This window comes from Streptomyces sp. CB02058, from assembly GCF_001905505.1.
GTDB lineage: Bacteria > Actinomycetota > Actinomycetes > Streptomycetales > Streptomycetaceae > Streptomyces.
In genome coordinates this window covers 339,909-366,489 of record NZ_LIPG01000007.1, presented here as the reverse complement: position 1 = coordinate 366,489, position 26,581 = coordinate 339,909, and the positions used below count along the sequence as shown (strand labels likewise).

27 protein-coding genes and 1 tRNA gene are annotated in these 26,581 nt (G+C 71.7%); 14 read left to right on the top strand and 14 right to left on the bottom strand.

Going from position 1 to position 26,581, the window contains the following annotated elements; all coding sequences use genetic code 11:
* The first annotated feature begins 1 nt into the window (after position 1).
* Positions 2 to 847 carry an alpha/beta fold hydrolase gene (locus AMK10_RS32520; protein ID WP_073752940.1) on the top strand — a complete coding sequence of 282 codons (846 nt, stop codon included), beginning with the start codon at positions 2 to 4 and terminating at the stop codon, positions 845 to 847.
* Positions 848 to 942: 95 nt separating this feature from the next.
* On the opposite strand, the gene AMK10_RS32515 is transcribed toward AMK10_RS32520, so the two are convergent.
* Positions 943 to 1,584: a TetR/AcrR family transcriptional regulator gene (locus AMK10_RS32515; RefSeq protein WP_073752595.1), complete on the bottom strand. Its 642-nt coding sequence runs from the start codon at positions 1,582 to 1,584 to the stop codon at positions 943 to 945.
* A 109-nt stretch (positions 1,585 to 1,693) separates the two neighbouring features.
* On the opposite strand from AMK10_RS32515, the gene AMK10_RS32510 reads away from it, so the two are divergent.
* The 3 genes from AMK10_RS32510 (at position 1,694) to AMK10_RS32500 (ending at position 3,401) form a co-directional block, all read left to right on the top strand.
* On the top strand, positions 1,694 to 2,515 hold the full coding sequence (locus tag AMK10_RS32510; RefSeq protein WP_073752593.1) for an SDR family oxidoreductase: 822 nt from the start codon (positions 1,694 to 1,696) through the stop codon (positions 2,513 to 2,515).
* Positions 2,516 to 2,597: 82 nt separating this feature from the next.
* A tRNA-Trp gene (locus AMK10_RS32505) sits at positions 2,598 to 2,671 on the top strand.
* 322 nt (positions 2,672 to 2,993) lie between these two features.
* Positions 2,994 to 3,401 (top strand): VOC family protein, encoded by a 408-nt coding sequence (locus AMK10_RS32500; RefSeq protein WP_073752591.1) that lies wholly within the window; start codon positions 2,994 to 2,996, stop codon positions 3,399 to 3,401.
* Positions 3,402 to 3,761: 360 nt separating this feature from the next.
* Here AMK10_RS32500 and AMK10_RS32495 read toward each other — a convergent pair whose 3' ends face one another.
* Entirely contained in the window at positions 3,762 to 4,226 is a 465-nt protein-coding gene (locus tag AMK10_RS32495; RefSeq protein ID WP_241839754.1) for a DoxX family membrane protein, read from the bottom strand.
* 276 nt (positions 4,227 to 4,502) lie between these two features.
* Complete coding sequence (locus AMK10_RS32490; RefSeq protein ID WP_073752589.1) at positions 4,503 to 4,970, bottom strand: MarR family winged helix-turn-helix transcriptional regulator; 468 nt, start codon at positions 4,968 to 4,970, stop codon at positions 4,503 to 4,505.
* A 103-nt stretch (positions 4,971 to 5,073) separates the two neighbouring features.
* On the opposite strand from AMK10_RS32490, the gene AMK10_RS32485 reads away from it, so the two are divergent.
* A complete protein-coding gene (locus AMK10_RS32485; RefSeq protein WP_073752587.1) occupies positions 5,074 to 5,706 on the top strand; it encodes an alpha/beta hydrolase in 633 nt (210 codons plus the stop codon).
* Between the two features lie 362 nt (positions 5,707 to 6,068).
* The gene (locus tag AMK10_RS32480) at positions 6,069 to 7,085 is read left to right on the top strand and encodes an L-threonylcarbamoyladenylate synthase (protein WP_079180955.1); all 1,017 of its coding nucleotides are present in this window, start codon (positions 6,069 to 6,071) and stop codon (positions 7,083 to 7,085) included.
* An 18-nt stretch (positions 7,086 to 7,103) separates the two neighbouring features.
* Here AMK10_RS32480 and AMK10_RS32475 read toward each other — a convergent pair whose 3' ends face one another.
* Positions 7,104 to 7,748: a carbonic anhydrase gene (locus tag AMK10_RS32475; RefSeq protein WP_073752583.1), complete on the bottom strand. Its 645-nt coding sequence runs from the start codon at positions 7,746 to 7,748 to the stop codon at positions 7,104 to 7,106.
* A gap of 794 nt (positions 7,749 to 8,542) precedes the next feature.
* Between AMK10_RS32475 and AMK10_RS38330 the strand changes: the two genes are divergently transcribed.
* Positions 8,543 to 8,818, top strand: coding sequence for a hypothetical protein (locus AMK10_RS38330; protein WP_241839742.1), 276 nt, complete (start codon positions 8,543 to 8,545; stop codon positions 8,816 to 8,818).
* Positions 8,819 to 8,919: 101 nt separating this feature from the next.
* On the opposite strand, the gene AMK10_RS32465 is transcribed toward AMK10_RS38330, so the two are convergent.
* The 4 genes from AMK10_RS32465 to AMK10_RS32450 all read right to left on the bottom strand — a co-directional run bounded on the left by AMK10_RS32465 (position 8,920) and on the right by AMK10_RS32450 (position 11,798).
* Positions 8,920 to 9,405, bottom strand: coding sequence for a GNAT family N-acetyltransferase (locus AMK10_RS32465; RefSeq protein ID WP_073752579.1), 486 nt, complete (start codon positions 9,403 to 9,405; stop codon positions 8,920 to 8,922).
* Positions 9,399 to 9,875, bottom strand: a complete 477-nt coding sequence (locus tag AMK10_RS32460) for a rhodanese-like domain-containing protein (RefSeq protein ID WP_241839753.1) — start codon at positions 9,873 to 9,875, stop codon at positions 9,399 to 9,401. Before AMK10_RS32460 ends, AMK10_RS32465 begins: the two co-directional genes overlap by 7 nt.
* Positions 9,876 to 10,046: 171 nt before the next feature.
* Positions 10,047 to 11,024 (bottom strand): helix-turn-helix domain-containing protein, encoded by a 978-nt coding sequence (locus AMK10_RS32455; RefSeq protein ID WP_073752575.1) that lies wholly within the window; start codon positions 11,022 to 11,024, stop codon positions 10,047 to 10,049.
* A gap of 150 nt (positions 11,025 to 11,174) precedes the next feature.
* The gene (locus tag AMK10_RS32450) at positions 11,175 to 11,798 is read right to left on the bottom strand and encodes a hypothetical protein (protein WP_073752573.1); all 624 of its coding nucleotides are present in this window, start codon (positions 11,796 to 11,798) and stop codon (positions 11,175 to 11,177) included.
* Positions 11,799 to 11,981: 183 nt separating this feature from the next.
* Between AMK10_RS32450 and AMK10_RS32445 the strand changes: the two genes are divergently transcribed.
* Positions 11,982 to 13,943, top strand: coding sequence for an acyl-CoA dehydrogenase family protein (locus AMK10_RS32445; protein WP_073752571.1), 1,962 nt, complete (start codon positions 11,982 to 11,984; stop codon positions 13,941 to 13,943).
* 378 nt (positions 13,944 to 14,321) lie between these two features.
* On the opposite strand, the gene AMK10_RS32440 is transcribed toward AMK10_RS32445, so the two are convergent.
* The 6 genes from AMK10_RS32440 to AMK10_RS32415 form a co-directional block, all read right to left on the bottom strand.
* Entirely contained in the window at positions 14,322 to 15,080 is a 759-nt protein-coding gene (locus tag AMK10_RS32440) for a MerR family transcriptional regulator (protein ID WP_073752569.1), read from the bottom strand.
* A gap of 182 nt (positions 15,081 to 15,262) precedes the next feature.
* Positions 15,263 to 15,502, bottom strand: coding sequence for a hypothetical protein (locus AMK10_RS32435; protein ID WP_198959838.1), 240 nt, complete (start codon positions 15,500 to 15,502; stop codon positions 15,263 to 15,265).
* A 21-nt stretch (positions 15,503 to 15,523) separates the two neighbouring features.
* Positions 15,524 to 17,152, bottom strand: a complete 1,629-nt coding sequence (locus AMK10_RS32430; protein ID WP_079180953.1) for a serine/threonine-protein kinase — start codon at positions 17,150 to 17,152, stop codon at positions 15,524 to 15,526.
* A 74-nt stretch (positions 17,153 to 17,226) separates the two neighbouring features.
* Positions 17,227 to 18,405, bottom strand: a complete 1,179-nt coding sequence (locus AMK10_RS32425) for an oxygenase MpaB family protein (protein ID WP_073752565.1) — start codon at positions 18,403 to 18,405, stop codon at positions 17,227 to 17,229.
* 120 nt (positions 18,406 to 18,525) lie between these two features.
* Positions 18,526 to 19,581 (bottom strand): polyprenyl synthetase family protein, encoded by a 1,056-nt coding sequence (locus AMK10_RS32420; RefSeq protein ID WP_073752563.1) that lies wholly within the window; start codon positions 19,579 to 19,581, stop codon positions 18,526 to 18,528.
* Entirely contained in the window at positions 19,571 to 19,849 is a 279-nt protein-coding gene (locus AMK10_RS32415) for a polyprenyl synthetase (protein WP_073752561.1), read from the bottom strand. Before AMK10_RS32415 ends, AMK10_RS32420 begins: the two co-directional genes overlap by 11 nt.
* Positions 19,850 to 20,438: 589 nt before the next feature.
* Here AMK10_RS32415 and AMK10_RS32410 point away from each other — a divergent pair.
* From AMK10_RS32410 to AMK10_RS32385, 6 genes are all read left to right on the top strand, one after another.
* Positions 20,439 to 21,731: a YeeE/YedE family protein gene (locus AMK10_RS32410; protein WP_073752559.1), complete on the top strand. Its 1,293-nt coding sequence runs from the start codon at positions 20,439 to 20,441 to the stop codon at positions 21,729 to 21,731.
* A gap of 362 nt (positions 21,732 to 22,093) precedes the next feature.
* Positions 22,094 to 22,543 (top strand): hypothetical protein, encoded by a 450-nt coding sequence (locus tag AMK10_RS32405; protein ID WP_073752557.1) that lies wholly within the window; start codon positions 22,094 to 22,096, stop codon positions 22,541 to 22,543.
* A gap of 101 nt (positions 22,544 to 22,644) precedes the next feature.
* Positions 22,645 to 23,367 carry a response regulator transcription factor gene (locus AMK10_RS32400; protein ID WP_073752555.1) on the top strand — a complete coding sequence of 241 codons (723 nt, stop codon included), beginning with the start codon at positions 22,645 to 22,647 and terminating at the stop codon, positions 23,365 to 23,367.
* A gap of 7 nt (positions 23,368 to 23,374) precedes the next feature.
* Positions 23,375 to 25,399: an ATP-binding protein gene (locus AMK10_RS32395; protein WP_107428540.1), complete on the top strand. Its 2,025-nt coding sequence runs from the start codon at positions 23,375 to 23,377 to the stop codon at positions 25,397 to 25,399.
* A gap of 101 nt (positions 25,400 to 25,500) precedes the next feature.
* Positions 25,501 to 25,863: a hypothetical protein gene (locus AMK10_RS32390; RefSeq protein ID WP_073752551.1), complete on the top strand. Its 363-nt coding sequence runs from the start codon at positions 25,501 to 25,503 to the stop codon at positions 25,861 to 25,863.
* A gap of 94 nt (positions 25,864 to 25,957) precedes the next feature.
* Positions 25,958 to 26,563: a class F sortase gene (locus AMK10_RS32385; RefSeq protein ID WP_073752549.1), complete on the top strand. Its 606-nt coding sequence runs from the start codon at positions 25,958 to 25,960 to the stop codon at positions 26,561 to 26,563.
* The last annotated feature ends 18 nt before the right edge of the window (positions 26,564 to 26,581 follow it).

Genomic DNA, 26,581 nt, shown 5'->3' with positions numbered 1-26,581 from the left:
CATGACAGACCGATCCCACGCAGGCACCGTCCTCGTACTCGTGCACGGCGCCTGGCACAGCTCCGCGCAGTGGGCACGGACTCAGCGCGCACTCGCCGGATTCGGCGCCGCGAGCGTGGCCGTCGACCTGCCCGGCCACGGCTTCGACGCACCGTTGCCCACCGGCTATCTGATGCCGGGCCGGCCCGGCCTGCTGACCGAGAAGTCGCAGCTCGCCACCGTGACCATGGAGGAGTGCGCCGAGGCGGTCGTGGCCACGCTGCGTCAGGTGCGCCGCTACCGCACGGTCGTGCTCGTCGCGCACAGCGCCGGCGGCGGTCCCGCGTCCCTCGCGACGGAGCTGGCGCCCGAACTCGTCGACAGGATCGTCTATCTGTCCGCCTTCGTACCCGGCGGAAGGCCGCGGTTCGCCGACTATCTCGGCTCGCCCGAGAACGCCACCGCGCTGGGACAGCACCTCACCCTCGGCGATCCCGAGGCGCTGGGCGCCGTGCGCATCGATCCGCTCTCACCGGATCCCGCCTATGCGCAGGAGCTCTGGCAGACCTACTACCACGACGTGCCCCGGGACCGCTTCGACCGCTGGCGTACGGCGCTGAGCCCCGATCTGCCTCTCGCTGTCCCGATGTCCCGGGTCCCGGTGACCGCCGCACGCTGGGGGCGGATCGCACGCACCTTCCTGCGCTGCGCGGACGACCGGGCCCTCACCCCCGCCGTGCAGGACCTGATGATCGCGGAAGCGGATCGGGCCTTCCCCGCAGGTCCGTTCACCGTACGCACCCTGCCGGGAGGTCACAGCCCGTTCGCCGCACGGCCGCGCCGGCTCGCCGAGGCGCTCCTGCCGTGAAGGTCCGGGGCGGGTGACTCCCCGGGCGGGGCGGTACTCCGCCCGCGCGGTGGGGTGCTCCGGGAGTGCGCCCGGGTCACCCCACCGCGCCGGACTCATGCTCGTGTCCGCCCCGGCGCTGCCTGACGGCCGGGGTTCAGGTGCGGGGACGGCATCCGGGGGAGTCCGGTCCAGAGTGCGCCGACGAGTTCCCGGGGCGTGCCCGGGCACCCGTGGTACAGCCAGTCGGACGCCGCGCCGAGCAGTGCGCCGGCCAGATACGACGCCGCCGGATCGTGCGGGACCGACTCGGGGTCGTCGGCATGGGTGCCGGTGTGCGGCCGCGTGAGATTGATGTGGATGGAGACCGTGAGCCGCCGGTGCAGGTGCGTGATCACCTGGGCGCTTCCGTCGGGGCCCAGCAGGGCCCGGTAGAGGTCCGCGTGAGCGGCGATGTGGGCGAACAGGGCGGCCAGTTCGTCGCGCCCGCGCCGCTGCTCGGCCGGATCGTCGGTGGGCAGCATCACCGGTGCGGCGGCGATGAGTTCGTCGAAGATGCCGGTGCACGCGTCGGCGGCCAGCGCGGGGACGTCGTCGTAGTGCTCGTAGAAGGTCGACCTGTTGATGTCCGCCTGCTTGCTGACGTCGGAGACCGTGATGCGGCTCAGCGGCCGCTCGGCGATCAGGGCGAGGAGCGCGGCGTGCAGGGACGCGCGGGTGCGGCGGATACGACGGTCCGGCGAAGGATTGGCGGTCACCCGCCCAAGCCTACTTCCCCGACGCCTGTTGTATAACAGACATGTGTTGGGCTACTCGAGCCCACGGGATGCAGCGGGACTCGGCAGGGTCCGGCGCGAAAGGGCACACATGACACAGCAGGTGGCCGTCGTCATCGGAGTCGGGGGCATGGGCCAGGCGATCGCGCGCCGTATCGGCCCGGGCGCCCAACTGGTCGTCGCCGACCACGACGAGGGGGTCCTCGAGAGCGCCGCCGGGCAGCTCGAAGGGGAGGGTTACCGAGTGACCGCCCGGCCGGTGGACGTCACCTCCCGTGCATCGGTCGCCGCGCTGGCCGGGACGGCGGCCTCGCTGGGCGAGGTCCGCTCCGTCGTGCACACGGCCGGACTGTCGCCCGTGCAGGCCCCCGTCTCGGCGATCCTGGCCGTCGACCTGCTGGGTGTGGCCCTGGTTCTCGAGGAGTTCGGCCAGGTCGTGGCGTCGGGTGGGGCGGGGATCGTCATCGCCAGCATGGCCGGCCACATGCGGCCCGGGCCCCCGCCCGAGGAGGCCAGGCAGCTGGCCGAAACCCCCGCCGACGATCTCCTGGCCCTGCCGATCTGCGCGGAGGAGGCCTTCGGCGACAGCGGCGCCGCCTACAGCTTCGCCAAGCACGCCAACCTGCTGCGCGTGCGGGCCGCCAGCACGGCCTGGGGCGCGCGGGGGGCCCGTATCAACTCGATCAGCCCCGGAGTGATCTCCACCCCGATGGGCCGGGCGGAGCTCGACGGCGACAGTGGCGCGGCCATGCGCATGATGATCGACGCCTCCAACGCCAAGCGGGCCGGCGCTCCGGCGGACATCGCCGCAGCCGCCGAGTTCCTGCTCGGCCCTGCGGCCTCGTTCGTGTCCGGTACCGATCTGCTGGTCGACGGGGGTGTGGTCGCCGCCATCGCAGGGCGCCTCGGCTGACGATGTGCCACGCGCCGCAGTGGTGCTTCAACAACCGCGTGGTCCCGTCCCCGGCTCCGGGATCAGATTGTGGGCCGGGGGCGGAGTCGTAGCGCAGAGGTCGTCGCGCCGGTCTCCAAAACCGTGAGGACGCCGGTTCGATTCCGGCCGGCTCCGCCCCTTCCGCCCCACGGTCCGCGTCGTGTCGACATCGGCTCATGGCGCGATCGACTGGGACGTCTCGGCCGACTCCACGACTGTGCCGACGCATCAACGAGCCGTCGGAGCCCCCACCGAGCCGCCGCCGGCTCCCGCGCCGGACAGGGGGCGTGGGTCGTCGCGACCCGGTACGGCAAGCGCGGCCACGCCTGACGGACAGTTCCTGGGGCCGGTCACGCCCATCGGCCGGGCGGGCGACCGTGAACTCCCGATTGTCCGTTTTCTCGCATGGTGCGCGTAGGCTGCCGAAGCTGATAATCCGTCATGAAAGGTGAAAACTGTGGCATCTCAGCTCAACCCCTACCTCAGCTTCTCCGGCGACGCGCGGCAGGCCCTGGAGTTCTACAAGAGCGCTCTGGGCGGCACCCTCACGCTGCACACCTACGGTGATCAGGGCGGAGCCCCCGCCGGGCACAGCGACAAGATCATGCACGGCACGCTCGAGACGGCCGCCGGATTCACGGTGATGGGCGCGGACAACCCCCCGGGTGCCGAGCACAAGCCCGGAAACAACTTCGCGGTGAGCCTCAGCGGTGACGACGCGGAGGAGCTGCGCGGCTACTGGGACAAGCTGACCCAGGGCGGCGACGTCTCCGTCCCGCTGGAGAAGCAGATGTGGGGCGATGTGTTCGGCATGTGCACGGACAAGTTCGGCATCGCCTGGATGGTCAACATCAGCGGGCAGTGAGCCTCCTGCGCCCGGGGTGCCGGCGTTGAGCGCGCTCGCCGCATGCGTGACAGCGCACGGGCGCGCGTCCGGCGGGCCCCGGGGCCGGTGGCGTACGTGCCGGTGTCGCACTCCTGGGCGGGACAGGGAAATCGGTCGCGCCCGGTGCGGGGAGCACCGATGCCGACGACTCGTACATCACCGTGCTGGCAGGGGCCAACCTCGAATTCATCCACCACATGTCCGAGATCGCCCTGCTCCGCGACCTGTGGCGAGCCGGCGTGGACGGCAACCGGCCCCCGGCCGGACGCGAACGGCCCGGCCGGGGGCGGTAGATGAACGTCGGCCGGTCCGACGGTGCTCCGCGCGGTCCGGAGCCGCTCAGTTGCGGATGAGCAGGACGAGACCCGCGCTCACCGCGCCGAGCGCCACGGCGGCCACGCCGTAGCCGAGACGGTGTGCCCGCAGTCCGGGCAGGAAGCGGTCCACCGCGAGCCGGCCCGGCCCGGTGAGGGCCAGTCCCGCGGCACCGGCGGCCAGCAGGAGCTCGTACTCGACACCCGCGGGGGCGAAGAAGCCGCCGCCCCACTTCACCGCCAGCGCGTTGATCATGGTGCCGAAGACAGCGGCACCGGCCAGGGGCGTGAGCAGCCCGAGCGCGAGGGCGAGACCGCCGAGGGTCTCGCTCAGTCCGGCGATCAGGGCCATCGTCTCGCCGGCCGGGTAGCCGCTCATCTCGAAGAACTGCCCGGTGCCCTCGAGCCCGCCACCGCCGAACCAGCCGAACAGCTTCTGAGCCCCGTGCGCGGCCACGGTCAGGCCGAGAGCCAGGCGCAGCAGGAACAGGCCGCCGTCGTACGCGTGGGGCGAGGTGCTCCGGGGCTGGACGGTGCCGGTGGGGCGTCGGTGGTGTGGAGGGTGGCAGACATAAGCGCAGGTCTCTCTGTCGGGGACAAGAAAGCTTGAATCTTCAAGCTGCTCATCGAACGTATCAGACGTGCGTGAAACTTCAACAATGTGATCGCGGAGGTGTCCGCCGTGCCTCCGGCCTGTCGGCTCGGGAGGGTGGGGGCTGATCGGGCCGGTCGGATCGACGGGTTGGAGGTGCCGGGCCGAGCAGGCTCAGGGGCGCCGGGTGGGGCGGGACGCGGCCTCGCGCAGTCGGTCCAGGAGGGTGTCCAGCGACGAGAGGGCTGCCTCGTCGAAGCCCGCGAACGTCTCGCGCAGGTTGCGCGCGTGTGCGGTCGACGCGCGGTCCAGGATGTCCCGGCCGCTGTCGGTGATCACGGCGAACGTCACGCGCCGGTCGGTCGGGCACGGGCGGCGCTCGACGTAACGGGCGGCCTGCATCCGGTCGATCAGCCTCGTGATGCCACCGGTGGTGAGCGCGATGTCCTCGGCCAGGGCGCCCATGGTCAGGCCGCCCCCCTCGGAGCGGGCGAGGCGGATCAGCACCTCGAACCACACGTGCGGCAACCCGGTCTCCGCCTGCATGGACGCGCCGAGCCGCTGCTCCAGCCTGCTGGACGCCTCGAGGAGGCGGCCGAAGGTGGTGATGAGCGGGTCGTCGATCGGGTCGGGGGAGGGCATGAAAAGAGTGTAGAGCGAAATAGTTGCTGAGTCAGATACTTTGGTACGGTTGAAATATCTGACAAGTCAACTAATGAGGCATGAGCCCGGAGGGAGGTGCGTCGTGAGCGATTTCGGCGCCCCCGTGGTGGTGACCCGAGGGGACACCGAGAGCCCGCTTGTCGTGCTGCTGCACGGCCGCGGCTCGCGAGAGAGCGACATCATCGGCCTGGCGGACGCCCTTCCCGGCACGCTCTCCTATGCGGCGCTCCGCGCGCCGATCGCCGAGAACGGCGGGTTCGCCTGGTTCGCCAACCGGGGGATCGGGCGGCCGGTTCCGGACTCCCTCCGCGCCACCATGGACTGGTTCGAGGAGTGGCTGGCGAGCGTGGCTCCACCCGGTCGGCCGGTCCTTCTCGTCGGGTTCAGCGGCGGAGCCGCCTTCGCCGGCGGGCTGCTGCTCGACGATCCCGCGCGCTATGCGGGTGCGGCGATCCTCTACGGCACGCTGCCGTTCGAAGCGGGGGTGCCGACCGACGCGGGACGGCTTGCCGGCGTACCCGTCTTCGTGGCCCACGGCGAACACGACCGGGTCATCCCGCGCGAACTGCTGGACAGGACCTGGCGCTATCTGACCACCGAGTCCGGGGCGGACGCCGTGGCACGGCTCGACCCGGTCGGCCACGGCATCGCTCCGGACGCGCTGAGCGCCCTCGTGGGCTGGCTCGAAGAGAGGGGCGCTCTCCCTCGCGGGTGAGCGCCCCGCCCCGCACGAGTCCCGGCAGTCGATGCCCCTCACGCGACCGCTGCCGCGGTCGCATGAGGGGCATCGGCGCGTGAGGCGCGGTCAGGCCCCTGTGTTGACGCAGATCGTGTCCCCTGCCGGTGAGGTCGCGTTGACAGGGCGACGTGTGCAGGGGGGTAGAAGCCCTTCATGGACCTGTGCGGGTCGGCGGCCCCGGCACCTGCCCGGCACCAGGGCCGCGCCACGTTGGGCCCGAGCCCTCCGGCCCTGTACCCAAGCGGGGGGACCGGTTGGCAGCGACCGGGTCATCTGCCTGTGGGCGGCATCATGAGGGCTGTAGGGCGTGCGTGGTGTCGTCGGCATGAGGCGGGACCATGGACGCGGGAGAGCGGAACGGTGAGGGAAGTACGAGAGTGACAGCCATAGCCACTGACATCGAGCGGGCAGCGGGCGTGCTGCGCGCCGGGGGCCTGGTGGCCCTGCCGACCGAGACCGTCTACGGTCTGGGCGCCGACGCCGAGGACCCCGCGGCGGTCGCGCGGATCTTCCAGGTCAAGGGACGTCCGCCCTCCCATCCGCTGATCGTCCACATCGCTGCCGCGGAGCAGCTCGACGACTGGGTCGCGGAGGTGCCCGCGGCCGCGCGCCTGCTGGCCGAGCGGTTCTGGCCGGGGCCGCTGACGCTGGTCCTGCGGCGTGGGCAGCGGGTGCCGTTGGAGGCGACGGGCGGGCTGGAGACGGTGGCCGTGCGTGTGCCCGACCACCCTGTCGCTCTTGCGCTGCTGTCGGCCTTCGGCGGCGGCGTCACGGCACCTTCCGCCAACCTGTTCGGCTCGGTCAGCCCCACCACGGCGGACCATGTCCGGGCGGAGCTCGGCAACGCCGTCGACTTCGTTCTGGACGGCGGCTCCTGCCAGGTCGGCGTCGAGTCGACCATCGTCGACGTCACGGGCGAGATGCCGAGCATCCTGCGGCCCGGCGGGGTGACGCGCGAAGACCTCGAGGAAGTGCTGGGACACCCGGTCGCGGTTCCGTCCACGAGCGGTGTCCGGGTACCGGGCCAGCACCCGTCGCACTACGCGCCGCGTGCGCGGGTCGTCCTGGTCGAGCCGGAGGAGGTCGTCGCCGAAGCCGAGACCGCGCGGGAGGCGGGGCACCAGGTGGGCGTGCTTCTGCCGCCCTCGCTCGCCGGCGTCGAGGTGAAGGCGCACGCCGTGGTGTCCCTGCCCGGTGCGCCGGACGCCTACGCGCAGGGGCTGTACGGGTTCCTGCGCGAGCTCGACCAGCAGGGGTGCGACCTCATTGTCGCCTCCCTGCCGGCGGAGGAAGGGCTGGGGCTGGCGATCGCCAACCGGCTTCGCCGGGCCGCGGGGCCCCGCACCTCCGCGTGAGCGGCCACGGCGAAGCGGTCAGGACGCGGCGGTGACCGCCGCGTCGAGGCCGCGGGTGGCGACGAGCTGGGCGCTGCCGTCGGCCAGGCGGTAGGACAGTCCCACCACGGCGGCGCGGCCGGCGGCCACGGCGTCGGCCAGGGTGCGGGAGCGCTCCAGGAGCAGGTCCACCGTCTGCTCGATGTGCTCGGCGAGGATCTCTTCGGGCTTCTCGCGTCCGGCGGCACGGGCGGCCAGCACGCTCGGGGTGACTCGCTCGACGATGTCGCGGACGAACCCGCCCGGCGTCTGCCCGTTCTCCAGTGCGGAGCCGGCCGCGGCGACCGCGCCGCACGAGTCGTGGCCGAGGACGACGACCAGCGGCGCGTGCAGCACGCTCACCCCGAACTCGATCGAGCCGAGGACCTCGGTCCCGGTCACATGCCCGGCGGTGCGCACCACGAACAGGTCGCCCAGGCCGCGATCGAAGATGATCTCGGCGGCCAGCCGGGAGTCGGAGCAGCCGAACAGTACGGCGAACGGCTTCTGGGACGGTGCGGTCTCGGCGCGGCGAGCGACGTTCTGGTTCGGGTGCTCGGGGGTGCCCGCGACGAAGCGCTGGTTGCCGGCCATGAGCAGCTCGAAGGCGTCGCGGGGTGTCGGGGTCTGGGTGATATCAGTCATGGCTGCAGCTTACGAGGCGGCACCTGCCGGTCGTCGCAGCGACCGGTCCCTCCGGCCGCCGCCGGCCGCGGTGTCACCCCGAGGCGCCGGGCGAGAGCGGTCCACGGGGAAGGGACAGGCCGGATCAGTCGGATGCGCGTCCTGCCCGCACAGGCCTGGCTGCCTCGAACGTGACCGCGCTGAGGGAGACGTTCTCATACGCGAGCGGCTCAGCTGACGCGGGACCAGGCCAGGTTGTGCGGACCGAGACGGCAGTTCGGTAACCGTCTGACGCACTCCTGATCACGCCACCTCCCCCTGCGCCCCGCCTGATCCCCGAGGTTGGCAGGATGCGTTGACCATCCACTTGCGGCCTGGACTGTTTCCTGTCCGGGCTCGGCACTTCAGAGGATCCACCTGTGTCTCACCGCCGGACAGCGCCCCTGACTCTGGTGCTCTTGGGGCTGATGCTCTCCGCATGCTCCTCGATCCGCCCCGCACCACCGAACGGCGGCCCGCAGGTAGTCCGCGACCGGCTGGCCTCGGCCGACGACGTTCCGTACTCCGCCGCGCTCAAAGCCGTCACACGGTCAGGGTCCGAACAACTCCAGCTCATGGAAGGACGGGTCAACCTCAACGCGCCATTCACAGGGCGCACGACAGACACGACCGAGCAGTACACCGAAGACGTCGTGATCACCCGGCAGAAGGTGTACCGGCGCGCCATCGGAACCCACGGGCCATGGCAGGAGTTCCCTGCGTCGGCGGCGAAAGGGGGTATACCCACGGACCGGCTCCCGCAGTACGTGCGACTCATGCTCGACCACAGCGCCTCCGTGCACCAGGACGGTGAACCCATGCGCGTGTCGGCCCGCCTCACGCCGAAGGACATCGAATCGGTGGACAGGACAGTCGGGCGCAACCTGAGACCTGCCACCACCATCGACGCGGATGCGTGGATCGACGACGAGGGCCGAGTCGTGCGCGTACGCCAGAAGATCCACTTCGCGTCCGCCTCCGACATCGAAGGGACGATCACGTTCACCGACTTCAAGGACGCCGTGCCGATCGCGGCACCCGCAGGGTCCTGAGGACCATCCACGCCCCACGTGGCTGCGCAGGTCACAACCAGGAACGGTGGTTGGCCGACCCGGGGGACGCTCCCGCTCGTGTCGCTCTCGAAGTTCAGCGTTCAGCGGTCTGCGGGGCGGACGGGGAGTGAGAACCTGACCTTGGACCGGGCCCGGGCCCCCATGCGGTGATAGAAGCGGATGGCGTCGGCGTTCCAGTCCGGTGTCTGCCACTGGAGGGTCGCGGCGCCACGGGACGCCGCCGCGTCCTTCACAGCACTGAGCAGAGCGCGCCCCCACCCTCCTCCTCGGTGCGGTTCGGTGACGAACAAGCAGTCCAGGTGGGCGTAGTCGGTTGCCTGCCAGGTGGAGAACTCCGGAGAGAAGGTGGCGTAGCCGATCAACTCGCCCCTGCTTTCGGCGACGAGGCACCACGCCCTGGGGCTTGCCGAGAACAGCATGGGCTCCAGTCGGGCGGCGAGATCGGGCGGCACGGGTTCGGCCCGTTCGAAGGCGGCGTGGTCGGCGCACAGGCGGGCGATCGCCGACAGGTCGGCCGACGTGGCCGGACGGATCAGGCCGTCCGGACGCCCGGTGTCCTTCAGCATGCGCAGGAGATGCCCGAACGAGGGGCGGTGAGGTCGTCGACGGGGCGCTGCTCGGTTCCGGTGGAGGATTCGTAGGCGAAGCCCTCGCGCGCCCAGTACTCGAAGCCGCCGAGCATTTCCTTGACCTGGTAGCCGAGGCGGGCGAAGGTCAACGCCGCGCGGGTCGCGCCGTTGCAGCCCGGGCCCCAGCAGTAGGTGACCACGGTCAGGGCCGGATCGATGAGCCGCGGTGCCAGGTCGGCGATCCGCGCGCTCGGGATGTGGAGGGCGCCGGGGATGTGGCCCTGGTCCCAGCCGGCACTGCTACGGGTGTCGACCACCACGATTCCTGGTGCCCCGGACTCCAGATCGGCATGGACGTCGGAGACATCCGCCTCGAACGCGAGACGGGCAGCGTAGTGGGCGGCGGCCTCGGCCGGCGCGGCGGCGGGCACGCTCAGAACGGCACTGATGATCTCGGCGGAATCGATGGCAGGCACAGGGGTACCTCTTTCGTCACGGTCGGGTCGGAACGGGGCCGCCAGAGCCTTGGCAGGTTGCCCGGCCGGCGACGACTCCATCCTCTGGCCGTGGCACCGGTCCCACGAGTGGCGCGAACGCCATGGATCACCAAGATTCCGCCAGCCCGCCCGAGGGCCTCATCAGCACGCGGCGGCATGGGTGAACGTTCTCCGGTAGGCAGTCGGTGTCGTACGCATCTGCCGGCCGAAGTGGTGCCGGTACGTCGCCGCGCTGTCGAAGCCGACCGCGGCGGCGACCTCGTCCACGGTGCCCTCGCCGGACTCCAGCAGCGGCAGGCTGGCGGCCACCCGCTGGGCGATGACCCAACGCATGGGACTCACGCCGTTGCGGCGGGTGAAGTGCCTGGCGAACGAGCGCTCCGACATGTACGCCGCCCCGGCCAGGGCGGGCACGGACAGCGGCGTGTGCAGATGGCGCATCGCCCAGTTCATGCTTCGTGTGACGCCGTCGTCCTCGTGATCGATGCCTCCCACCGCCGCCTCGATGAACTGTGCCTGCCCGCCCTCACGGTGCGGGGGGACGACGAAGCGGCGTGCCACCGTGTTGGCGACAGCGGCGCCGTGATCGGCCCGGACCAGGTAGAGGCACAGGTCGATGCCGGCCGCGCTGCCCGCGCTGGTGAGGACGTCGCCGGTGTCGACGTACAGCACGTCGGGGTCGACCTCGATCCCGGGATGGCGCTCGGCAAGGGCGCGGGCGTAGCGCCAGTGCGTCGTTGCGCGCCGGCCCTCCAGCAGGCCGGTCGCCGCCAGCGCGAAGGCTCCCGAGCAGATCGACACCAGACGAGCCCCCCGGGCGTGGGCGCGCAGCAGCGCGTCCACCAGGGCCGGTGAGACCTCCGTTCCGGTCTCCGCCACCCCTGGCACGATCACCGTGTCCGCCGCGGCCAGCGCGTCCAGGTCGCATTCGGCGCGCAGTGTGAACCCGCCGACCGCCTGGAGATCACGGCCGGGTTCCTCAGCGCACACCCGAAGCTCGTACCAGGGCATGTCGCCCAGTTCGGGGCGCGGTAGGCCGAAGACCTCCACCACCACGCCCAGCTCGAAGGGCGCCATGCCGTCGAAAGCCAGAACGGCGACCACATGCCTCTTTGCCATGGCTGAATCTTAACGAACCTCTGGATTCGGCCACGTAGCGAGGAGGGGGGCCGGACGGATCGGCCGGGGCGGGTCCCCTCGACCCGATCCCGGCACCGGTGCGCTGTCGGGTGGCTGGACCGCTGAGTCCGGAGGAGGAGACGCGCTCTTTCAGTACCCCCAGGCGGCGTAGACGGTGACGTTCTTGCCGGCGTCCCTGGCTCCGACGCACACGTCACGCCAGTCGAGCAGCCACCCGCTGGCGCGGCAGTTCTCCTGCTGGAGGCCCAGTTCGCGGATGATCTCCGGATGGGACAGGCCGTCCTCGCTGGTGACCGTCGCGGTGCGATAGCAGCCGCCGGAACCGCAGCTGGTTCCTTCGTCGACCAAGGTGATGCCCGGCGGCAAGGCAGGGAGGGCCTTGGACGACGGGGCGTCCGAGCCTTCGCTGATCAGCAGCGCGTACAGGAGACCGACCGCCAGGGTGAGGGCGAACTGCACCCCCAGGAAGCCGATCGCTCCGTTTCGGCGCGGGATCCATTCCCGTGGAGGGGATTCCTCGTGCCGTCCTTCCAGTCCCGCTCCGCAGGCGATGAGCAGAGGCGCCAGGACCGTGAACACGAGATGGGCGTCGGGCCTGGGAGCGTCGATCCAGCTCTGCTGGACGCTGATCAGCAGACCGGCTCCGGCGAGCAGCGCGCCGCCGATCGCGATGCCGACGAAGCGAGTGCGGGCGATCGTCATCCAGACGATGGCGGGCGCGACGGCGAAGAGAATCCCCAGGATGGTCAGCATGCACGGGAGACGTGCGGCCCCGAGCGTTCGGTTCCCCGAGCCGGCCGGCGAGTCCGTGAGATCCGGCCCTTCGACCGAGGGCGGCGGTGACGTCGAGGATGATGGGCGCGTGAACGTGCCTCGTCCGGCTCCGAGAGCCACGGTCGACCGCTTGATCGTCGCCGGGCAGGGTAGCGAAATGGCATGGCTACTGACAACACATCCACTGCTGCGAGCGGGTACGTGCAGCCCGAGGTCGACGTCCGGGCACTCACCGAGGTGCTCGACGGCGAGTACGCCGGGATCCGCGACCTCGTCCGGTCCAACCTGGTGAGGTATGCCTCCGTTCTCGAGGAGGCCGACGAGCTGGGCTTCGACGCGTTTCGCGAGCGGGTGCGCGAGTTGGTGGTCAAGATGGCCGCGACGGGCCAGACCGGCATGGGTTTCCCGAGCGAGTACGGCGGGGGTGGCGACATCGGAGCCTCCATCGCCGCGTTCGAGACGCTCGCCTTCGGTGACCTGTCGGTGCTGGTGAAGGTCGGTGTCCAGTTCGGGCTCTTCGGCGGCGCGATCCTGCATCTGGGCACAGCACGCCACCATGACGCCCATCTGCCGGACCTGATCACCGGGAAGCTGATGGGGTGCTTCGCGATGACGGAGACCGGGCACGGATCCAACGTCCAGGCGCTCGGCACCGTCGCGCGGTACGACGCCGGCAGCCAGGAGTTCGTCATCACCACCGACGGCGACCACGCGCGCAAGGACTACATCGGCAACGCGGCCCGGCACGCCGAGCTGGCGGTCGTCTTCGCCCAGCTGGAGGTGGGCGGGAAGCCGGAGGGTGTGCATGCGTTCGTCGTGCCGGTCCGGGTCGACGGCGAGGTGGCGCCCGGAGTCCGGATCGAGGACGACGGCCGCAAGATGGGCCTCAACGGCGTGGACAACGGCCGCATCTGGTTCGACGGCGTGCGGGTGCCGCGCGAGGCGCTGCTGAACCGGTTCGCCGACGTCACCGCCGAAGGCGTCTACGAGAGCTCGATCGAGAACCCGGACCGCCGCTTCTTCACCATGCTCGGCACGCTGGTGCAGGGCCGGGTCAGTGTGGGCGGCGCCGGGGTCAACGCCGCGAAGGTCGCCCTCGTGATCGCGACGAAGTACGCCGTGCGGCGACGGCAGTTCGAGGCGACCTCGGATGCGGAGGAGCAGCTGCTCCTCGACTACGGACTGCATCAGCGTCGTCTGCTGCCGCTCGTCGCGCGAACATACGCGTTGCACTTCGCGCAGGACGTCGTGCGCACGCAACTGCACGAGGTCTTCTCCGGTATCGCGGACGATCCGCAGGCGCGGCGCCGGCTGGAGTCGCGGGCCGCCGGCACCAAGGCGCTCGGTACCTGGCACGCCACCAAGGTCGTCCAGGAGTGCCGCGAGGCGTGCGGCGGCGCAGGCTATCTCACCGTCAACCGGTTCGCCGCCCTCAAGGCCGACAGCGACATCTTCACCACCTTCGAGGGTGACAACCACGTCCTGCTGCAGTTGGTGGCGAAGGGCCTGCTCACCCATTACGCGAGCGAGTTCGAGGACCTGGACCAGCTCGGTATGGTCCGCTACGTCACCAACCTCGCCGTCGAGACGGTCATCGAGAAGACCTCGGTCCACAAGCTGCTCGAACGGGTACGGGACCTGCTGCCCGGTGGCGACGAGTGGGACCAGGAAGCCGGGCTGCTCGACTCGGAATACCATCTCGCCATGCTCCGCTACCGGGAGGAGCACATGCTCGCCGGCGTGGCTCGCCGGCTCAAGCGCGGGATCGACCAGAAGCGCGATCCCGGCGTCGTCTTCTCGCAGGTGCAGGACCACGTCATCGCGGTGGCCCACGCCCACGTCGAGAGGCTGGTGCTGGAGGCGTTCGTCGCCAAGGTCCGTGCGCTGCCCGAGAGCGGAAACAAGGTCGCGCTCGGCCTTCTGTGCGATCTGTTCGCCCTGTCGACGATCGAGGCGGACCGGGCCTGGTTCATGGAGCACGGCCGGCTGACCGTCCAGCGTTCCAAGGCGATCAGCCGCGAGGTGAACGACCTCTGCCGCAAGGTCCGGCCCCTCGCCGTCGACCTCGTCGACGCCTGGGGCATCCCGACCGAGATGCTGCGCGCGCCGGACCTGGTGGGCTGATCCGAGGGCTCCTTCTTGCGACGTGCTGAACAGATGACGGGAACGGGGCCGACCCGGACCGTCGCGGCGTTCAGGCCGAGGGTGTGAGCACGTCAGGCGACGTTGCGGCTGCGGGCGTCGGCAGTCACGTCACCCGGCCAACGTCCGTAGCCGTACGGGCCGGGCCGCGCTGGGAGAAGGAGCAGCTTGCCGCCTTCACGCAAGATCACGTGGGTGCCGATGACGCAGCTCGTCGGAAGGCCTTCGGCCGGGGCCGGGAGCGGTGTTCATGAGGACGGGCAGCACCCCGCCCGGCGGTGACCTGCCGGGCGAGGTGCGTGCCGTGGGCCGGGCCGACCGGTTCTCGGGGGCTGACCCGTGGGCGGTCCGGTTCCCAGGTCAGCCGAGCCGGGTGGTGGCGTACGTCTCGATGGCGTCGCGCTGGTAGGCGGCCAGGCCCGGTGCGATGGCCTCGTACGCGGCGCGCCAGGCCTCGTTGTCCACGCAGGAGCGTCCGATGGCGCGGTATTCCTCGACGGTGACGGTCCGCAGCTGGGTGAGGGCCTGGTACTGGGCGTCGATCTCGCTCTGCACCGGTTCGGCGTCGGCCGGGTGCTGAGCAGCCATCAGATCCGCCAGCCGGATCATCTGCGCGGTGCGCTCGCGCTGCCCGGCCTCGATGTCCTGCGGGGTCATCACGGCGACCCTGCGGGCGACTTCCTCGGCGTGCTCGGGGAAGCCGTGCAGGCTCTCCTGGTACTGGGAGGGCTGGATGCCCTCGAACAGGTTCTCCGGTCGGTTGACCGTCATGGGGTTGCCGTCCTTTCTGGACCGTTCCAGTTCGGCGATCGTGCGGGAGACGGTGCCGGCCAGGGCATCGAGCCGGTCCCGCTCGGAGAGCAGCCGCTGGTGGTGGCCGCGCAGGGCGTCCACCTCGTCGATCTGCTCGGCCAGGATCCGGCCGACCTCGGGAAGCCCTACGCCCAGCGCCCGCAGCACGAGGATCTGCTGCAGCCGCAGCAGCTGGTGCTCCCTGTAGTAGCGGTGGCCGTTGGCCCCGATCCGGGCGGGCGGCAGCAGGCCGATCTCGTCGTAGTGCCGCAGGGTCCGGGCGGTCACGCCCGACATCCGAGCGACCTCCGCGATAGGCCAGTCCATCGCTGTCTCCCTCACGATCGTGCCACCGGGCCGGCTTCTCCGGCCCTGCTCAGGACGGTAGAAGCTGCCGCAGCGGCAACCGCAACCCCGGCCCCGGACTCGCCCGGGAATCCGCGCCATGACTACGCGGACAACACCCACGGCAGACCCGGATCAAGAACGGCTGCCACCGAAAAGCTGCTTCAGCGCAGGCCGAGCAGCATCACGTCATGGAGGGCAGAGCCTGTTCCCCAAGGCCGCGCCTCGCCGATCCTGCGGTATCCCCGTGCCCGGTGGGCGGCCGGCGCTGCCTCACCGCCGGGGTGGACGTTCAGCAGCACCTGCTCGGCCTTCGTGGTCTTGAGCAGCGTCTCGTGCGGATGCCGCGCGATGCCCTGCCCGCGCCACTGTTCGCGCTGTGGCCCCGCGCGCGTGCCCCGCACGCCTGGCCCCCGCGCCTCCGGTCACCGGGCCCCCAGTGCGCTGGCGAGGAAGGCCGCCTGGTTCTTCCTGAGCCGTGTGGCGATCACCGCCTCGCCGCCGGTGATGGGTTCGGCGACCCCGACTCTCACCAGCAGCCGGTCGTCGCCCTGGACGACCGCCAGTGCGTCGGTGGGACGGGTGCGGCCCGCCACCTTGCCCGTCAGTTCGGCGAACGCCTTCGCGTCCTTCTCCTCGAAGGCGACCCGCACCGACCAGCCGCCCTGACCGCCTTCCTCCACGTCCTCGAAGGCCGTGACGTTCCTGAACCTGTTCACCGTCATTCCGGGCGCGGTGGAGACGACCACGCACAGATTGCGGTCGTCGGAGGTGAAGCCCCGGCCCGAAGGCACCGCGGGCTGCGGTGTGGCGACGGCATCGACCGCGGACGACGCCTTGCCGTCGGGGCAGACCCCGAGCTGTTCGCTCTCCACTTCGAGAATGCGCACCGGCAGGTCGGGGGAGCCCGCCCCGGCAGCCCCCGAGCCCTCCCAGGGCCGGAGCACCAGCAGCCCGGTCAGCGCGGCTGCCACGGCCAAGGCGCCCCCGAGCAGGCCCATCCGACGGTTCCACCAGGGAGCGCCGCCCCCCAGGAGGCCGGTGAAGCGCGTCGTGGCGTCCGGCCGGGCCACGGGTCTCGTCCGTTCCCGCGGCCCGGCTCCGGTGGCGCCGGGCGAGGCCGGGCCATCGTCGATGTGGCTGATCGCGGCGCGCAGGGCGTCGGTGCGTTCGGCGCGGTGACGCTCGATGGACTCGGTCCACACGGCGTCCAGCACCCTCCCGCCCGAGCGGCCCGCCGGACCTGCGCCGAGATGGTCGGCGCAGTAGGAGACCAGCTCGGCGGGTGTCGGCCGGGCCTGCGGATCGAGTGCCAGGCAGGGGAGCACCAGGGCGGCCGGCTCCGGGGCGAGCCCCTCGACATCGGTCCCGCCGGTGGCCGCCCGCATCAGCAACTCCATCGCGGACAGCTCCCCGATGTCCGCGTAGGGAGGGCGGCCCGTCGCCAGGTAGAAGAGGGTCGCCCCGAGGGAGAACACGTCCGACGCCTCGGTCGTCGGCTCGCCCCGGGCCTGCTCCGGAGAGGCGAACGCCACGGTGCCCAGAGCCGTCTGGGTCCGGGTGAGGTCGTGTGCCTGCGAGATCCCGAAGTCGATCACACGCGGCCCCTCGACCGGCAGCAGCACGTTGGAGGGCTTGATGTCGCGGTGCACGAGCCCCGCGGTGTGCAGCGAGGCCAGCGCCTCCGCCATTCCGGCAGCCACCCAGTGCAGTGCGTCCGAGCGCAGTACGCCGCAGCTCTCCACCAGGTCCTTCAGCGACGGTGCGGGCACGTACTCCTGCGCCATCCACGGCACCGGGGCGTCGGGGTCGGCGTCGACGACACTCGCCGTGTACACCCCGCGCACCCGCTGCGCGCATTCGACCTCGCGCGCGAACCGTCTCCGGTCGTCCGCGCTGTCCGTGATCAGCGTCTTCAGCGCGACCGTGCGGCCCGCGGGCGACCGGGCCAGATACACCCGGCCCATCCCGCCGCTCGCCAGCTCGGCCAGCACCGTGAACCGTCCCACTCGCAGGCCCGGACGTATCGTCTCCGCCGTACCCCACCGCATCATGATTTGCTCCCCCGTCCCACACCGACGGGGGAGCCATACCCTGGCCGGTCGCGCCGCATCCGGCCCGCGCCACCTCAGTCCGTGTGGCGTCCGGCGACCGTGGCGGAGGGGGGAACCCACCGACGGGTCCGAGGCACCGTGCCGGAGATGTCGTACTCCTTCCTGAGCCGCTCGGGGACGGCGTAGTGCATGACGCGTCCACGGGTGAGGGAGGACAGCTCCAGGAGGGTGGTCAGATGGCCGACGCGGTCCAACGCCCAGGCGGCGAGGGGTGATCGGTCCTCGATGGTCTCCATCACGCCGAGCAGGTGCGGCACGGCCTTCACCAGGGTGTCCCAGCTGGTGCGGGGCACCTGGAGCCAGTCGGCGCAGGTGTCTCCGACGAGGTGGCGGATCAGCGCGGAGACGACGGGGTCGAAGAGGGTGCCGGGGACGACCTCCTCGTAGAGGTCGATGAGCTGCCGGGTCAGATGGACGCCCTCCGCCGAGGGCCCCATGTGCCGGAGCATGTAGAGGTCGAGGAACTGCCGTGCCTCGTCGAGCGACCTGGGCACCGCTTCCTGATCGACACCGAGCATCGCGCCGACCACCCGCCAGGCGTAGAAGTACGCGTCGGCGCCCTCCTCCGACATGTGGATGCCGAGGCGGTGCAGGCTGTCCAGCACGAGCATCGAGAAGAACATCTGCCCGCCGATCATGTCCTCCTGGCAGATCGGCGTACCCAGTGCCTCGGTGTCCCAGCGGTCCTCGCGCTTCAGATGGTGGCGGATGGAGGCGTGGAGGAGCCGGACCTTCTGGGCGGCGGGGATGAAGCGGCTGCCCGCCTCGAAGGCGTCCGGCTGCATCAGATGGACCGTGAACTGGCCGGTCTCCGCCATCCGTTTGGAGGGATACGCGAGTCCGTGGGAGGCCGAGAGCAGCTTCGCCACATGGGGCACGAGATAGCAGGCGGGCATGGAGGCGAAGGACAGGGCGGTGGCGATGTGCACGTTGTTGTCGATGAAGAAGAGCCTGGCCCGCTCCATCTCGCCCCAGTCCACCCAGGCCGGGGGCGCGGCGGTGGCCTCCAGATACTCCCGGGCGACATCGGGCAGTCCGTCCGGCAGGGGAGCGCCGGCCGTGGAGACGTAGCGCATCAGGGTGTTGAACTTCCCCACCTCCCCGCGCTCGAAGAGTGTGGCGACGGTGGCGTCCGCCAGTTCGTCACCGGTGTGGCGCAAGGCGTTCAGCGATGCCTCGGTAAAGGCGGCCATGGCAGGGCTCCTCGGGAAGGGTGAGGGTCGTCTTCGAAAGAGGGTGGCGCGGCCGGCGAATCCGGTGGGAGAGGCTGCGGCACCGGGGACCGGGAGAGGGGCAGGCGCACGGCGCGCGGATCAGAACATGCGGACCGTCACCGAATGCGCCAGCGCGGTCAGGGCCTCGGCGGCGGGCGCCGACACATCCAGCTGGTGCAGAGCGCCGAGGGACTCCTCGACCCGTACGGTGATCATGTCCTCGACGCGTTCGAGCGCCCGCAGCCGGCGCATCACCTCACGGACCGCGCGCAGACCCTCCTCGTCCGGGTCACGCCTGCCCAGAAGCGTGCGCAACTGCCGTCGCTCGTCCTTGTCGGCGGCACGCCAGGTCTCGGCCAGCAGCGCCGTCGGCCGGTTGCCGCGCAGATCGTCGGCATTGGCCTTGCCGGTGTCTCCGGGGCTTCCGAACAGGCCGAGCAGGTCGTCCCGCAACTGGAACGCCTCGCCCAGCGGAAGCCCGTACGCCGAGTAGCCCTCGCGCAGCCGCTCCCCGGCCCCGGCCAGCGCGCCACCGATCAACAGAGGCTGCTCCACGGTGTACTTGGCGGTCTTGTACCGGATCACCTTCAGCGATTGCGCCGTGTCAGGCGTCGTGCCGGTGCGCAGGATCTCCAGGCACTCGCCCGCGATGAGCTCCCGTGCCAGCACCGACCACAGGGGGCGGGCCCGGGCGAGATAAGCCGCGGGCAGGCCGCTGGTGGCGAACAGCTGTCCGGCCAGACTCATCAGCAGATCACCGACCAGCATCGCCAGTGATCCGGCGGCGGCAGCGGCACGGGGGCGACGGTGCAGGGCACCGCGCAGAGCCATGTGCGCGGTGGGCCTGCCGTGCCGGAGCGGGCTGTCGTCGATGAGGTCGTCGTGGACCACCGCGGCGGCGTGCACCAGCTCCATCGACGCCGCTGCCCGCACCAGCGAGTCGTTGTCCGGCTGCCCGGCCGCTCGCCAGCCCCAGTAACAGAACGCCGCCCGCAGCCGTTTGCCGTCCGCGACCGCCGCCACCAGCTGCCCGGCCACCGGGTCCAGCGCCGGGTCGATCTCCGTCAGCCTCTCGGCCTCCTCGGCGACGAACCGGCGCAGTACGTCGTCGACGCGGGCCTTGAACGCGGCCGGCTCCCAGAGTTCAGAGGCCATCGGCTGCCCGCCGAGCCATGGACTCGCGGGCGAGGATCTCCAGATGCGCAGGGGGAGCGGCGGCGTACCGGTCCAGCACGAGCCGCCCACGCGCCATCAGGTCGCTCTCGGCCTCGGCCGCCAGCTCGGCGGCGTCCGAGCGGCGGAGCAGTCCCCGTACGGCCCCCAGGGCCGACCCCGCGGTGCTCACCGCCAGATCCGCCAGTCCGGCCACCAGCAGCACCGCCTGCCGGTCAGGCCCTCCGCGCTGTCCCGCACCATGCGTCATGCCGTCTCCCCGCACCCGTCACGCATCCAGGACGGCGCCGGACCGGCGCCGTCCCGGTCAGGATCGCGTCGCGCGGGGCGCGGGTGCGGAGGAAGTCACCATCGGGTGAGTGCCCCGTCCGGCCGTACGGTTCGCGGCCGAAGTGCTCCTGTGCCGGTCAAACGCCGCTTTTCGGCCTGGAGCACGGTCCATGACGGCCCGTACGCGGTTCATGGCGGCCTGTACGCCGCCCGGTCGTCACGGTGCGGGACCATCAGCTCCGGGCGTTCCTCCTGCGGCGCGGGACGCCCGCCGCTCCCGCAGGGGGACGTCCGCTGCGGGTGCCGCCCCCACGGTGAGGGTGCCCCTGGCCCCAGCGCCTCCGTCTCGGGGCCCATCCGCATGGCGAGACGATCCGGCAAGTGGAGCCACCCCGTCCGTATATTCGTACGCATGTCTGTATCGGTTCTGTCGTTGTGCCATGCGCTGTTCGCGCACTCGGAGTGGTGCGTGGACGACGGGCTCTGTCGCCGCTGACCCCGCGCCGGCAGCGCGTCCCGCGCGCCGGAAGCCAGTGCCGCCGTCCTCTCGTGTCACTCCGGAGACCCCTTTGACCACCGCGCCCCCCGCCGGGCCGGCCGCGCCGCCGCGCGCGCTGCCCGCGCTGTTCATCCCCTCTCCCACCTCCGCTCCGAGGCCGGAAGCACCACCCCTGCCGCCCGTGCGCAGGACCCCGCTCGTCGTTTCCGGGCTCCTCGCTGTGGCCCTGACCGCCTACGTGTGGGCCACGCACGGCGCCAAGCCGGGTGTGCTGCTTCTGATCGGGCTCGGACTGGGCGTCGCCCTCTTCCACTCCCGGTTCGGCTTCACCTCCGCCTGGCGGCAGCTCGTGGCCGTCGGCAACGGCTCCGGGCTCAGGGCGCACGCCCTGCTGCTCGGCACCACGGCCACGCTGTTCGCGCTCGTCATCGGCACGGGGACCGGACTGTTCGGCTCCCAGCCCGCCCCCTCCGCCGGACCGCTCGGGGCGGGCCTGATCATCGGCTCCGTGCTCTTCGCCATCGGCATGCAGCTCGGTGGCGCCTGCGCCTCCGGCACCCTCTTCGCCGTCGGCTCCGGGCAGACCTCCGTGCTTCTGACGCTCGGTGGGTTCATCGCGGGTGCCACGCTCGCCGCATGGCAGTTCGACCTCTGGAAGGACCTTCCCGCCTGGGAGCCCGTCGTCCTCTCCGACCACATCGGCTGGTTCGGCTCATGGGCCGTGACGATCGCCGTGCTGGTCCTGATGGTCGTGGTCACCCGGCGCGTCCAGGCGCGCCGCAACCCGCCGCCCATCGGAGCCGTCCCCTCGGCGCGGACCCCGGCCGTCCGCGCCCTCCGCGGCTCCTGGCCGCTGGCGGCCGGTGCCCTGGCCCTGGCCGTGCTCGGCGCGGGCGTGCTGCTGGTGTCCGGCGGAGCCTGGGGCGTCACGAGCGCCTTCAGTCTCTGGGGCTCCGAGCTGGTCGGCGCGCTCGGCGGCCGGCCGGAGAACTGGACCTGGTGGAAGCAGGCCGGCAACGCCGAGATGCTGGCGGGCCCGGTCCTGGCGGACAAGAACAGCCTCACCGACATCGGCATCATGATCGGTGCGGCGGTCGCCGCCGCTCTCGGCGGCACGTGGGCCCTGCACCGCGGCATCCCCTGGCGTACGGCCGTCGCCTCGGTGCTCGGCGGCGTACTGATGGGCATCGGCGCCCGGCTCGCAGGCGGCTGCAACATCGGCGCCTATCTGGCGGGCATCGCCTCGGGCAGCCTGAGCGGCTGGCTCTGGGGCGCGTTCGCCCTGGCCGGTACGTGGGTGGGGCTCAAGCTCCGCCCGCTGTTCGGCCTCGGCAATCCGAAGCCCGGGGACGGCGTCTGCTGAACCCGTCCGGCCTCCCGCGCCGGAACCCGCCGCCCGCCCGGACCCCACCGTGACTCGGAAGAGCACGCGGGGCCGGGCGGTCGGCTTTCCCGGGACCCTCGGCCACGGAACGGCGGCTGTCCCTCTTCGCGGACGCCCCGACCGGCATGACGGTGACGTGCTGAACCGCTCCCGCACGACACGGGACCCGCCCCTCCCGGGGCGGGTCCCGTGTCACGTTCTCACCGGCGCCCGGTCGCGGTGTCGGGGCCGAAGGAGTGATGACACACCCATCATGACAGGTCAGAGGGCATTTTCGTAGGACGAACAGCACGCCTGTGAAGGCTTGTTGGGGACCCCGGACCACTCGCAGAATCGCCGTCATGAATCACTGCGAGAACGTCGATCACGACAGGGTTCTGAGGGCTCGTACGCTGCTGCTCGGATCCGGCACCATCAATGTCCACGAGGAGATCGACGCCTATCGAGTGCTCACGGGGGTGAGCCCGGTGGTGTATCTGCCGCGACTGGCCCGCGCGCTGCTGGAGTTCGGGACGTCCGGGCCCAGGAACCCGGCGACCCGGCTGCCGGTCCTGTCCGAGGCCGCCGCGGCGGCGGAACGGATGGACACGGCGGAACCGGGGCGGGCGCCACTGCTGCTGGAGATCCTGGAGGCGCGCAGGGAGGAACTGCACGCACTGGGACGCACCGAGGAAGCCCTGGCCGTCGGCGAGGAGATGGCCAGGGCGGCCGGGGAAGGGCCGGGGACGCCCGGAGGAGGGCCGGGGACGCCCGGAGGAGGGCCGGGGACGCCCGGGCGCCGGACCGTCTGAGCGACGTCGCCGGCGGGGCGGCCGGAAGGGAGCCGGCCGTCCCGCCGTGCCGCCGGGCGACGACGGAAGGCCGTGGTGCGGGCTCCTCTACGATCATCCGTGTGTGCGCAAACGTCATAGTCGCGGAAGACGACGCGAAACAGGCCGAACTTGTACGCCGCTATCTCGAACGCGAGGGGCACGCGGTCACCGTGGTGTCGGACGGCCTCTCCGCGCTGGAGCAGGCCCGGCAGGGGGCTCCGGATCTCCTCGTCCTCGACGTGATGATGCCGCGTGCGGACGGGTTGGACGTGGTCCGCATCCTGCGCGCCGAGGCGAGGGAGCTCGCCGTCCTCATGCTGACCGCCCGCACGACCGAGGACGACCTGTTGCTCGGGCTCGACCTGGGCGCGGACGACTACATGACCAAGCCCTACAGCCCGCGGGAACTCATGGCGCGCGTACGCACCCTGCTGCGGCGCACCCGCCGGGACGGGGGCCGCGAGGAGGGCCCCGTGCTGCGGGTCGGCACGCTCGCCGTCGATCCCCTGCGTCACGAGGTGGCCGTCGACGGTGTGCGGGTCGAGTGCACTCCGGGGGAGTTCCGGGTCCTGGCGGCGATGGCCGCCGAACCCGAACGCGTCTTCACCCGCGATCAGTTGCTCGCCGAACTGCACGGCTTCGACCGCTACATCAGCAGTCGTACCGTCGATGTGCACATCATGAACCTCCGCAAGAAGATCGAGCCCGCGCCCCGCCGCCCGGTCCGGCTGCTCACCGTCTTCGGGGTCGGCTACAAGCTCATGGACCCGCTGAAGGCGGCCTCGCGTGCCTCGGCGCGCTGAGTCCCGCGTGCCCCGGCGTGCAGGGCAGCGGCTGCGACTGCCGCTGCGCAAGAGCCTGCTCGGCAGGCTGCTGGCCGTGTCGGCGCTCGTCGCGGCGTGCTCCGTCGCCGCGACCGCGTGGCTGGCCGTGCAGACGACGTCCGGTGCCATCGAGCAGGAGCAGGGCCGCAACCTCGCCGCCGACACGCGGGTCCTCGACGCCCTTCTCGCCTACGCGGCCGGACACCCGGGCTGGGACGGCGTGGGGGCCACCGTCGACGAGCTGGCCGAGACGTCCGGCCGGCGGATCACCCTGACGACGCAGAGCCGGGAGATCATCGCCGACTCGGCCGATTCCCCCACGCCCGCGCCGGCCCTTCCTCCTCAGGCGTCGGCCGTCGTCGACCCCCTCTCCGTGACCACCGTGCCGGGAGGCGGGACCGGAGCCGACGCCCGGTCGGTGACCTCCGGTTCCGTGACGATCGCGGCACCCGGAGCCGACGGCGTGCAGCACTCCGGCAGCGACCGGATCGACCCGCGGGCCGTCGGACCGTTCCGGCTTCCGGGGACCGAACGCACCTCGCTGAGGCGCGCGGCCGAGGAGGCGGTGCAGTGCCTCGGCAGGTCAGGGATCGCCTCCGACGTCGTCGAGGCCCCGAGCGGACGGCCCCGCATCCAGGTCGTGGGCAACGATCCGGACCGGCTGCGGGAGAGCCGGTGCTCGACGGACGCGCTGGACAGCCCCACCCAAACCGAGGAGAAGGCGCTGAGCGCGCTCAACGAACTGGTCGACGCATGCCTGGAGCGGCAGGGGCGGGAAGGCGTACGGCTCGACCTCGACCTCTCCTGGAACACGGCCTCGGAGCCCGTCCCGGCCACGGCCGTCCCGGTGCCCGTGCCCGAGCCGAGCATCAGCGTCCCCCAGGAGACCCGTCCGACGGCGTACCCCACGCCCTCGCCCCTGGACAGCGCCGTCGACCGCGACATCGCCTCGTGCGTGGGCATCGCCCGCCAGGAACAGCTCAGTTCGTATGTCGCCTCACCCGCGCTGCTCTTCATCAGCGACCCGGGCGGCGGCGCCGTGCCCGGCTTCGAGCTGTCCCCGGCGAACACCGCGAAGATCACCGGAGTCGCGGCACTCGTCCTCGCGCTCACCGTCGGTGCGTCCGTCCTCGCGGGCGTCCGCCTGGTGAGGCCGCTGCACGCGCTCACGGGAGCGGCCCAGCGCATGCGGGACGGCGAGGACCCCTCGCAGGTGGTGGTCGCGGCGGACAACGAGATCGGCCGGCTGGCCGCCGTGTTCAACGACATGTCGGCACACCGCGCCCGGCTGGAGGAACAGCGCAAGGTGATGGTCAGCGACGTCGCGCACGAACTGCGCACCCCGCTGAGCAACATCCGTGGATGGCTGGAAGGCGCGCAGGACGGCATCGCGGAGGCGGACGCCACGTTCGTCTCCTCGCTCCTGGAGGAGGCGGTCCAGCTGCAGCACATCATCGACGACCTCCAGGACCTGTCGGCGGCCGACGCCGGAGCCCTGCGGCTGCACCCCGAACCGGTGCGGATCGAGGAACTGCTCGCCCAGGTCGCAGCTGCCCACCAGGCACAGGCCGACGCCTCGCGGGTCGGTCTCTCGACGGACCTTCCGGCCGGGCACGAGCCCGTCCCCGCGCTCCACGCCGACCCGGTCAGGCTGCGGCAGGCGATCGGCAACCTGGTGTCCAACGCCGTCCGCCACACACCGGCCGGAGGAAGGGTCACCCTGCGCGCGTACGTCACGGGGGAGGAGGGCGCGGAGGTGGTGGTGGAGGTGGCCGACACCGGAAGCGGCATCGCGCCGGAGGACCTGCCGCACGTCTTCGAGCGCTTCTGGCGTGCCGAGAAGTCACGCAACCGCCGCACCGGGGGCAGCGGCCTGGGGCTCGCGATCGTCCGCAAGCTCGTGGAGGCGCACGGAGGGACGACCGCGGTGGCCAGCACGGTGGGCCGGGGATCGGTCTTCACCCTGCGTCTGCCGGCGGCGGGCCCTGATCCGATCGGAACAGCGGTCTGACAGCTTCCTCACAACTTCACTCCAGTCTGAGGGCATGCCCGGCGCCCGACGCACATCAGTGCGGGGGCACCATCAACGCCGAGCTGGAATCGGAGTTCTTCATGTCCCTTCGTCCGACCCTGCGCACCGCAGTGCTCGCCGCCGTCGCGGTGGGCGCGGTCCTTCTTCCGTCCACCGCGGCCGTCGCCGACGAGAGCCCCACGCCTGCTCCCGTCGAGAGCACCGCCACCCCGAGCCCCGTCCCCGCGGAGGAGGGCGCCGAGCCCGCCCCGGTGTCCACGCCCGTACCGGCCGAGTCCGTTCCCGCGGGCACGATGCCGCGCGGGGGCGTCGACGCCGGTGAGCGCACGGCCACGGGCACGGACGGCGCCGCGCTGTACGGCTCGGCGGCGGGCGCGGTGCTCCTCGCGGGTGCCGCCGGCTTCGTGCTGCGCCGCCGGTCCGCCGCGCGTCACAACGGCTGACCCTCTGCGGTGGCGCCGTCTCCCCACCCGGGGAGGCGGCGCCGTCAGCGTTGTCCTTCCCGCTCGCTCCAGCTCATCCCGTACCGGAGTTCTCATGCGTCTCACCCCTCACGTGGCACGGCGGGCAGCCGTGTCCGCCACGGCCGTCGGTCTGCTGCTCGCGTCCGTCACGGGCTGCGGCCCGGCCGAAGCCCCCGGGCCCTCGGCCCGGACGGCCACGCACGCGCCCGCGCCCCGGTCCCCGGAGGTGCCCAAGGCCCCGGCGCCGACCAGGCTGGTGGTCCCCTCGCTCGGGATAGACAGCGGGCTCCTGCGGCTGGGGCTCAACGAGGACGGCACGGTCGAGGTCCCGCCTGCGGACGACGGCATGACGGCCGGCTGGTACGCGGGCGGGGCCGTACCCGGCGAGCGGGGCGCCGCCGTGCTCATCGGGCACAACGACACCCGCTTCGGCAAGGCCGTCTTCCACGACCTGCACACGATCGCCGAAGGCGCGGACATCTCGGTGTCCGACGGGGCGGGCGAGGAGATCCACTTCGAGGTCACCGGCACGGAGACCGTCAGCAAGAAGGCCTTTCCGACCGAGAAGGTGTACGGAGCGACCGACGAGCGCGTGCTGCGGCTGATCACCTGCGACGGAGCGTTCGACGCCGAGGGCCACCCCGTGGACAACCTCATCGTGTACGCGAAGCTCCGCTGACCCGGGCGCCCGCGCGCA

Bases quoted from the DNA above. Each gene is read 5' to 3' on its own strand.
- AMK10_RS32475 (WP_073752583.1), bottom strand. From the start codon at position 7,748: ATGACTGATATCACCCAGACCCCGACACCCCGCGACGCCTTCGAGCTG.
- AMK10_RS32445 (WP_073752571.1), top strand. From the start codon at position 11,982: ATGGCTACTGACAACACATCCACTGCTGCGAGCGGGTACGTGCAGCCC.
- AMK10_RS32465 (WP_073752579.1), bottom strand. From the start codon at position 9,405: ATGCTGAAGGACACCGGGCGTCCGGACGGCCTGATCCGTCCGGCCACG.
- AMK10_RS32420 (WP_073752563.1), bottom strand. From the start codon at position 19,581: ATGGCCTCTGAACTCTGGGAGCCGGCCGCGTTCAAGGCCCGCGTCGAC.
- AMK10_RS32430 (WP_079180953.1), bottom strand. From the start codon at position 17,152: ATGATGCGGTGGGGTACGGCGGAGACGATACGTCCGGGCCTGCGAGTG.
- AMK10_RS32450 (WP_073752573.1), bottom strand. From the start codon at position 11,798: ATGCTGACCATCCTGGGGATTCTCTTCGCCGTCGCGCCCGCCATCGTC.
- AMK10_RS32425 (WP_073752565.1), bottom strand. From the start codon at position 18,405: ATGGCCGCCTTTACCGAGGCATCGCTGAACGCCTTGCGCCACACCGGT.
- AMK10_RS32440 (WP_073752569.1), bottom strand. From the start codon at position 15,080: ATGGACTGGCCTATCGCGGAGGTCGCTCGGATGTCGGGCGTGACCGCC.
- AMK10_RS32490 (WP_073752589.1), bottom strand. From the start codon at position 4,970: ATGCCCTCCCCCGACCCGATCGACGACCCGCTCATCACCACCTTCGGC.
- AMK10_RS38330 (WP_241839742.1), top strand. From the start codon at position 8,543: ATGCTCGACCACAGCGCCTCCGTGCACCAGGACGGTGAACCCATGCGC.
- AMK10_RS32455 (WP_073752575.1), bottom strand. From the start codon at position 11,024: ATGGCAAAGAGGCATGTGGTCGCCGTTCTGGCTTTCGACGGCATGGCG.
- AMK10_RS32520 (WP_073752940.1), top strand. From the start codon at position 2: ATGACAGACCGATCCCACGCAGGCACCGTCCTCGTACTCGTGCACGGC.
- AMK10_RS32405 (WP_073752557.1), top strand. From the start codon at position 22,094: ATGAATCACTGCGAGAACGTCGATCACGACAGGGTTCTGAGGGCTCGT.
- AMK10_RS32390 (WP_073752551.1), top strand. From the start codon at position 25,501: ATGTCCCTTCGTCCGACCCTGCGCACCGCAGTGCTCGCCGCCGTCGCG.
- AMK10_RS32415 (WP_073752561.1), bottom strand. From the start codon at position 19,849: ATGACGCATGGTGCGGGACAGCGCGGAGGGCCTGACCGGCAGGCGGTG.
- AMK10_RS32480 (WP_079180955.1), top strand. From the start codon at position 6,069: ATGGACGCGGGAGAGCGGAACGGTGAGGGAAGTACGAGAGTGACAGCC.
- AMK10_RS32510 (WP_073752593.1), top strand. From the start codon at position 1,694: ATGACACAGCAGGTGGCCGTCGTCATCGGAGTCGGGGGCATGGGCCAG.
- AMK10_RS32385 (WP_073752549.1), top strand. From the start codon at position 25,958: ATGCGTCTCACCCCTCACGTGGCACGGCGGGCAGCCGTGTCCGCCACG.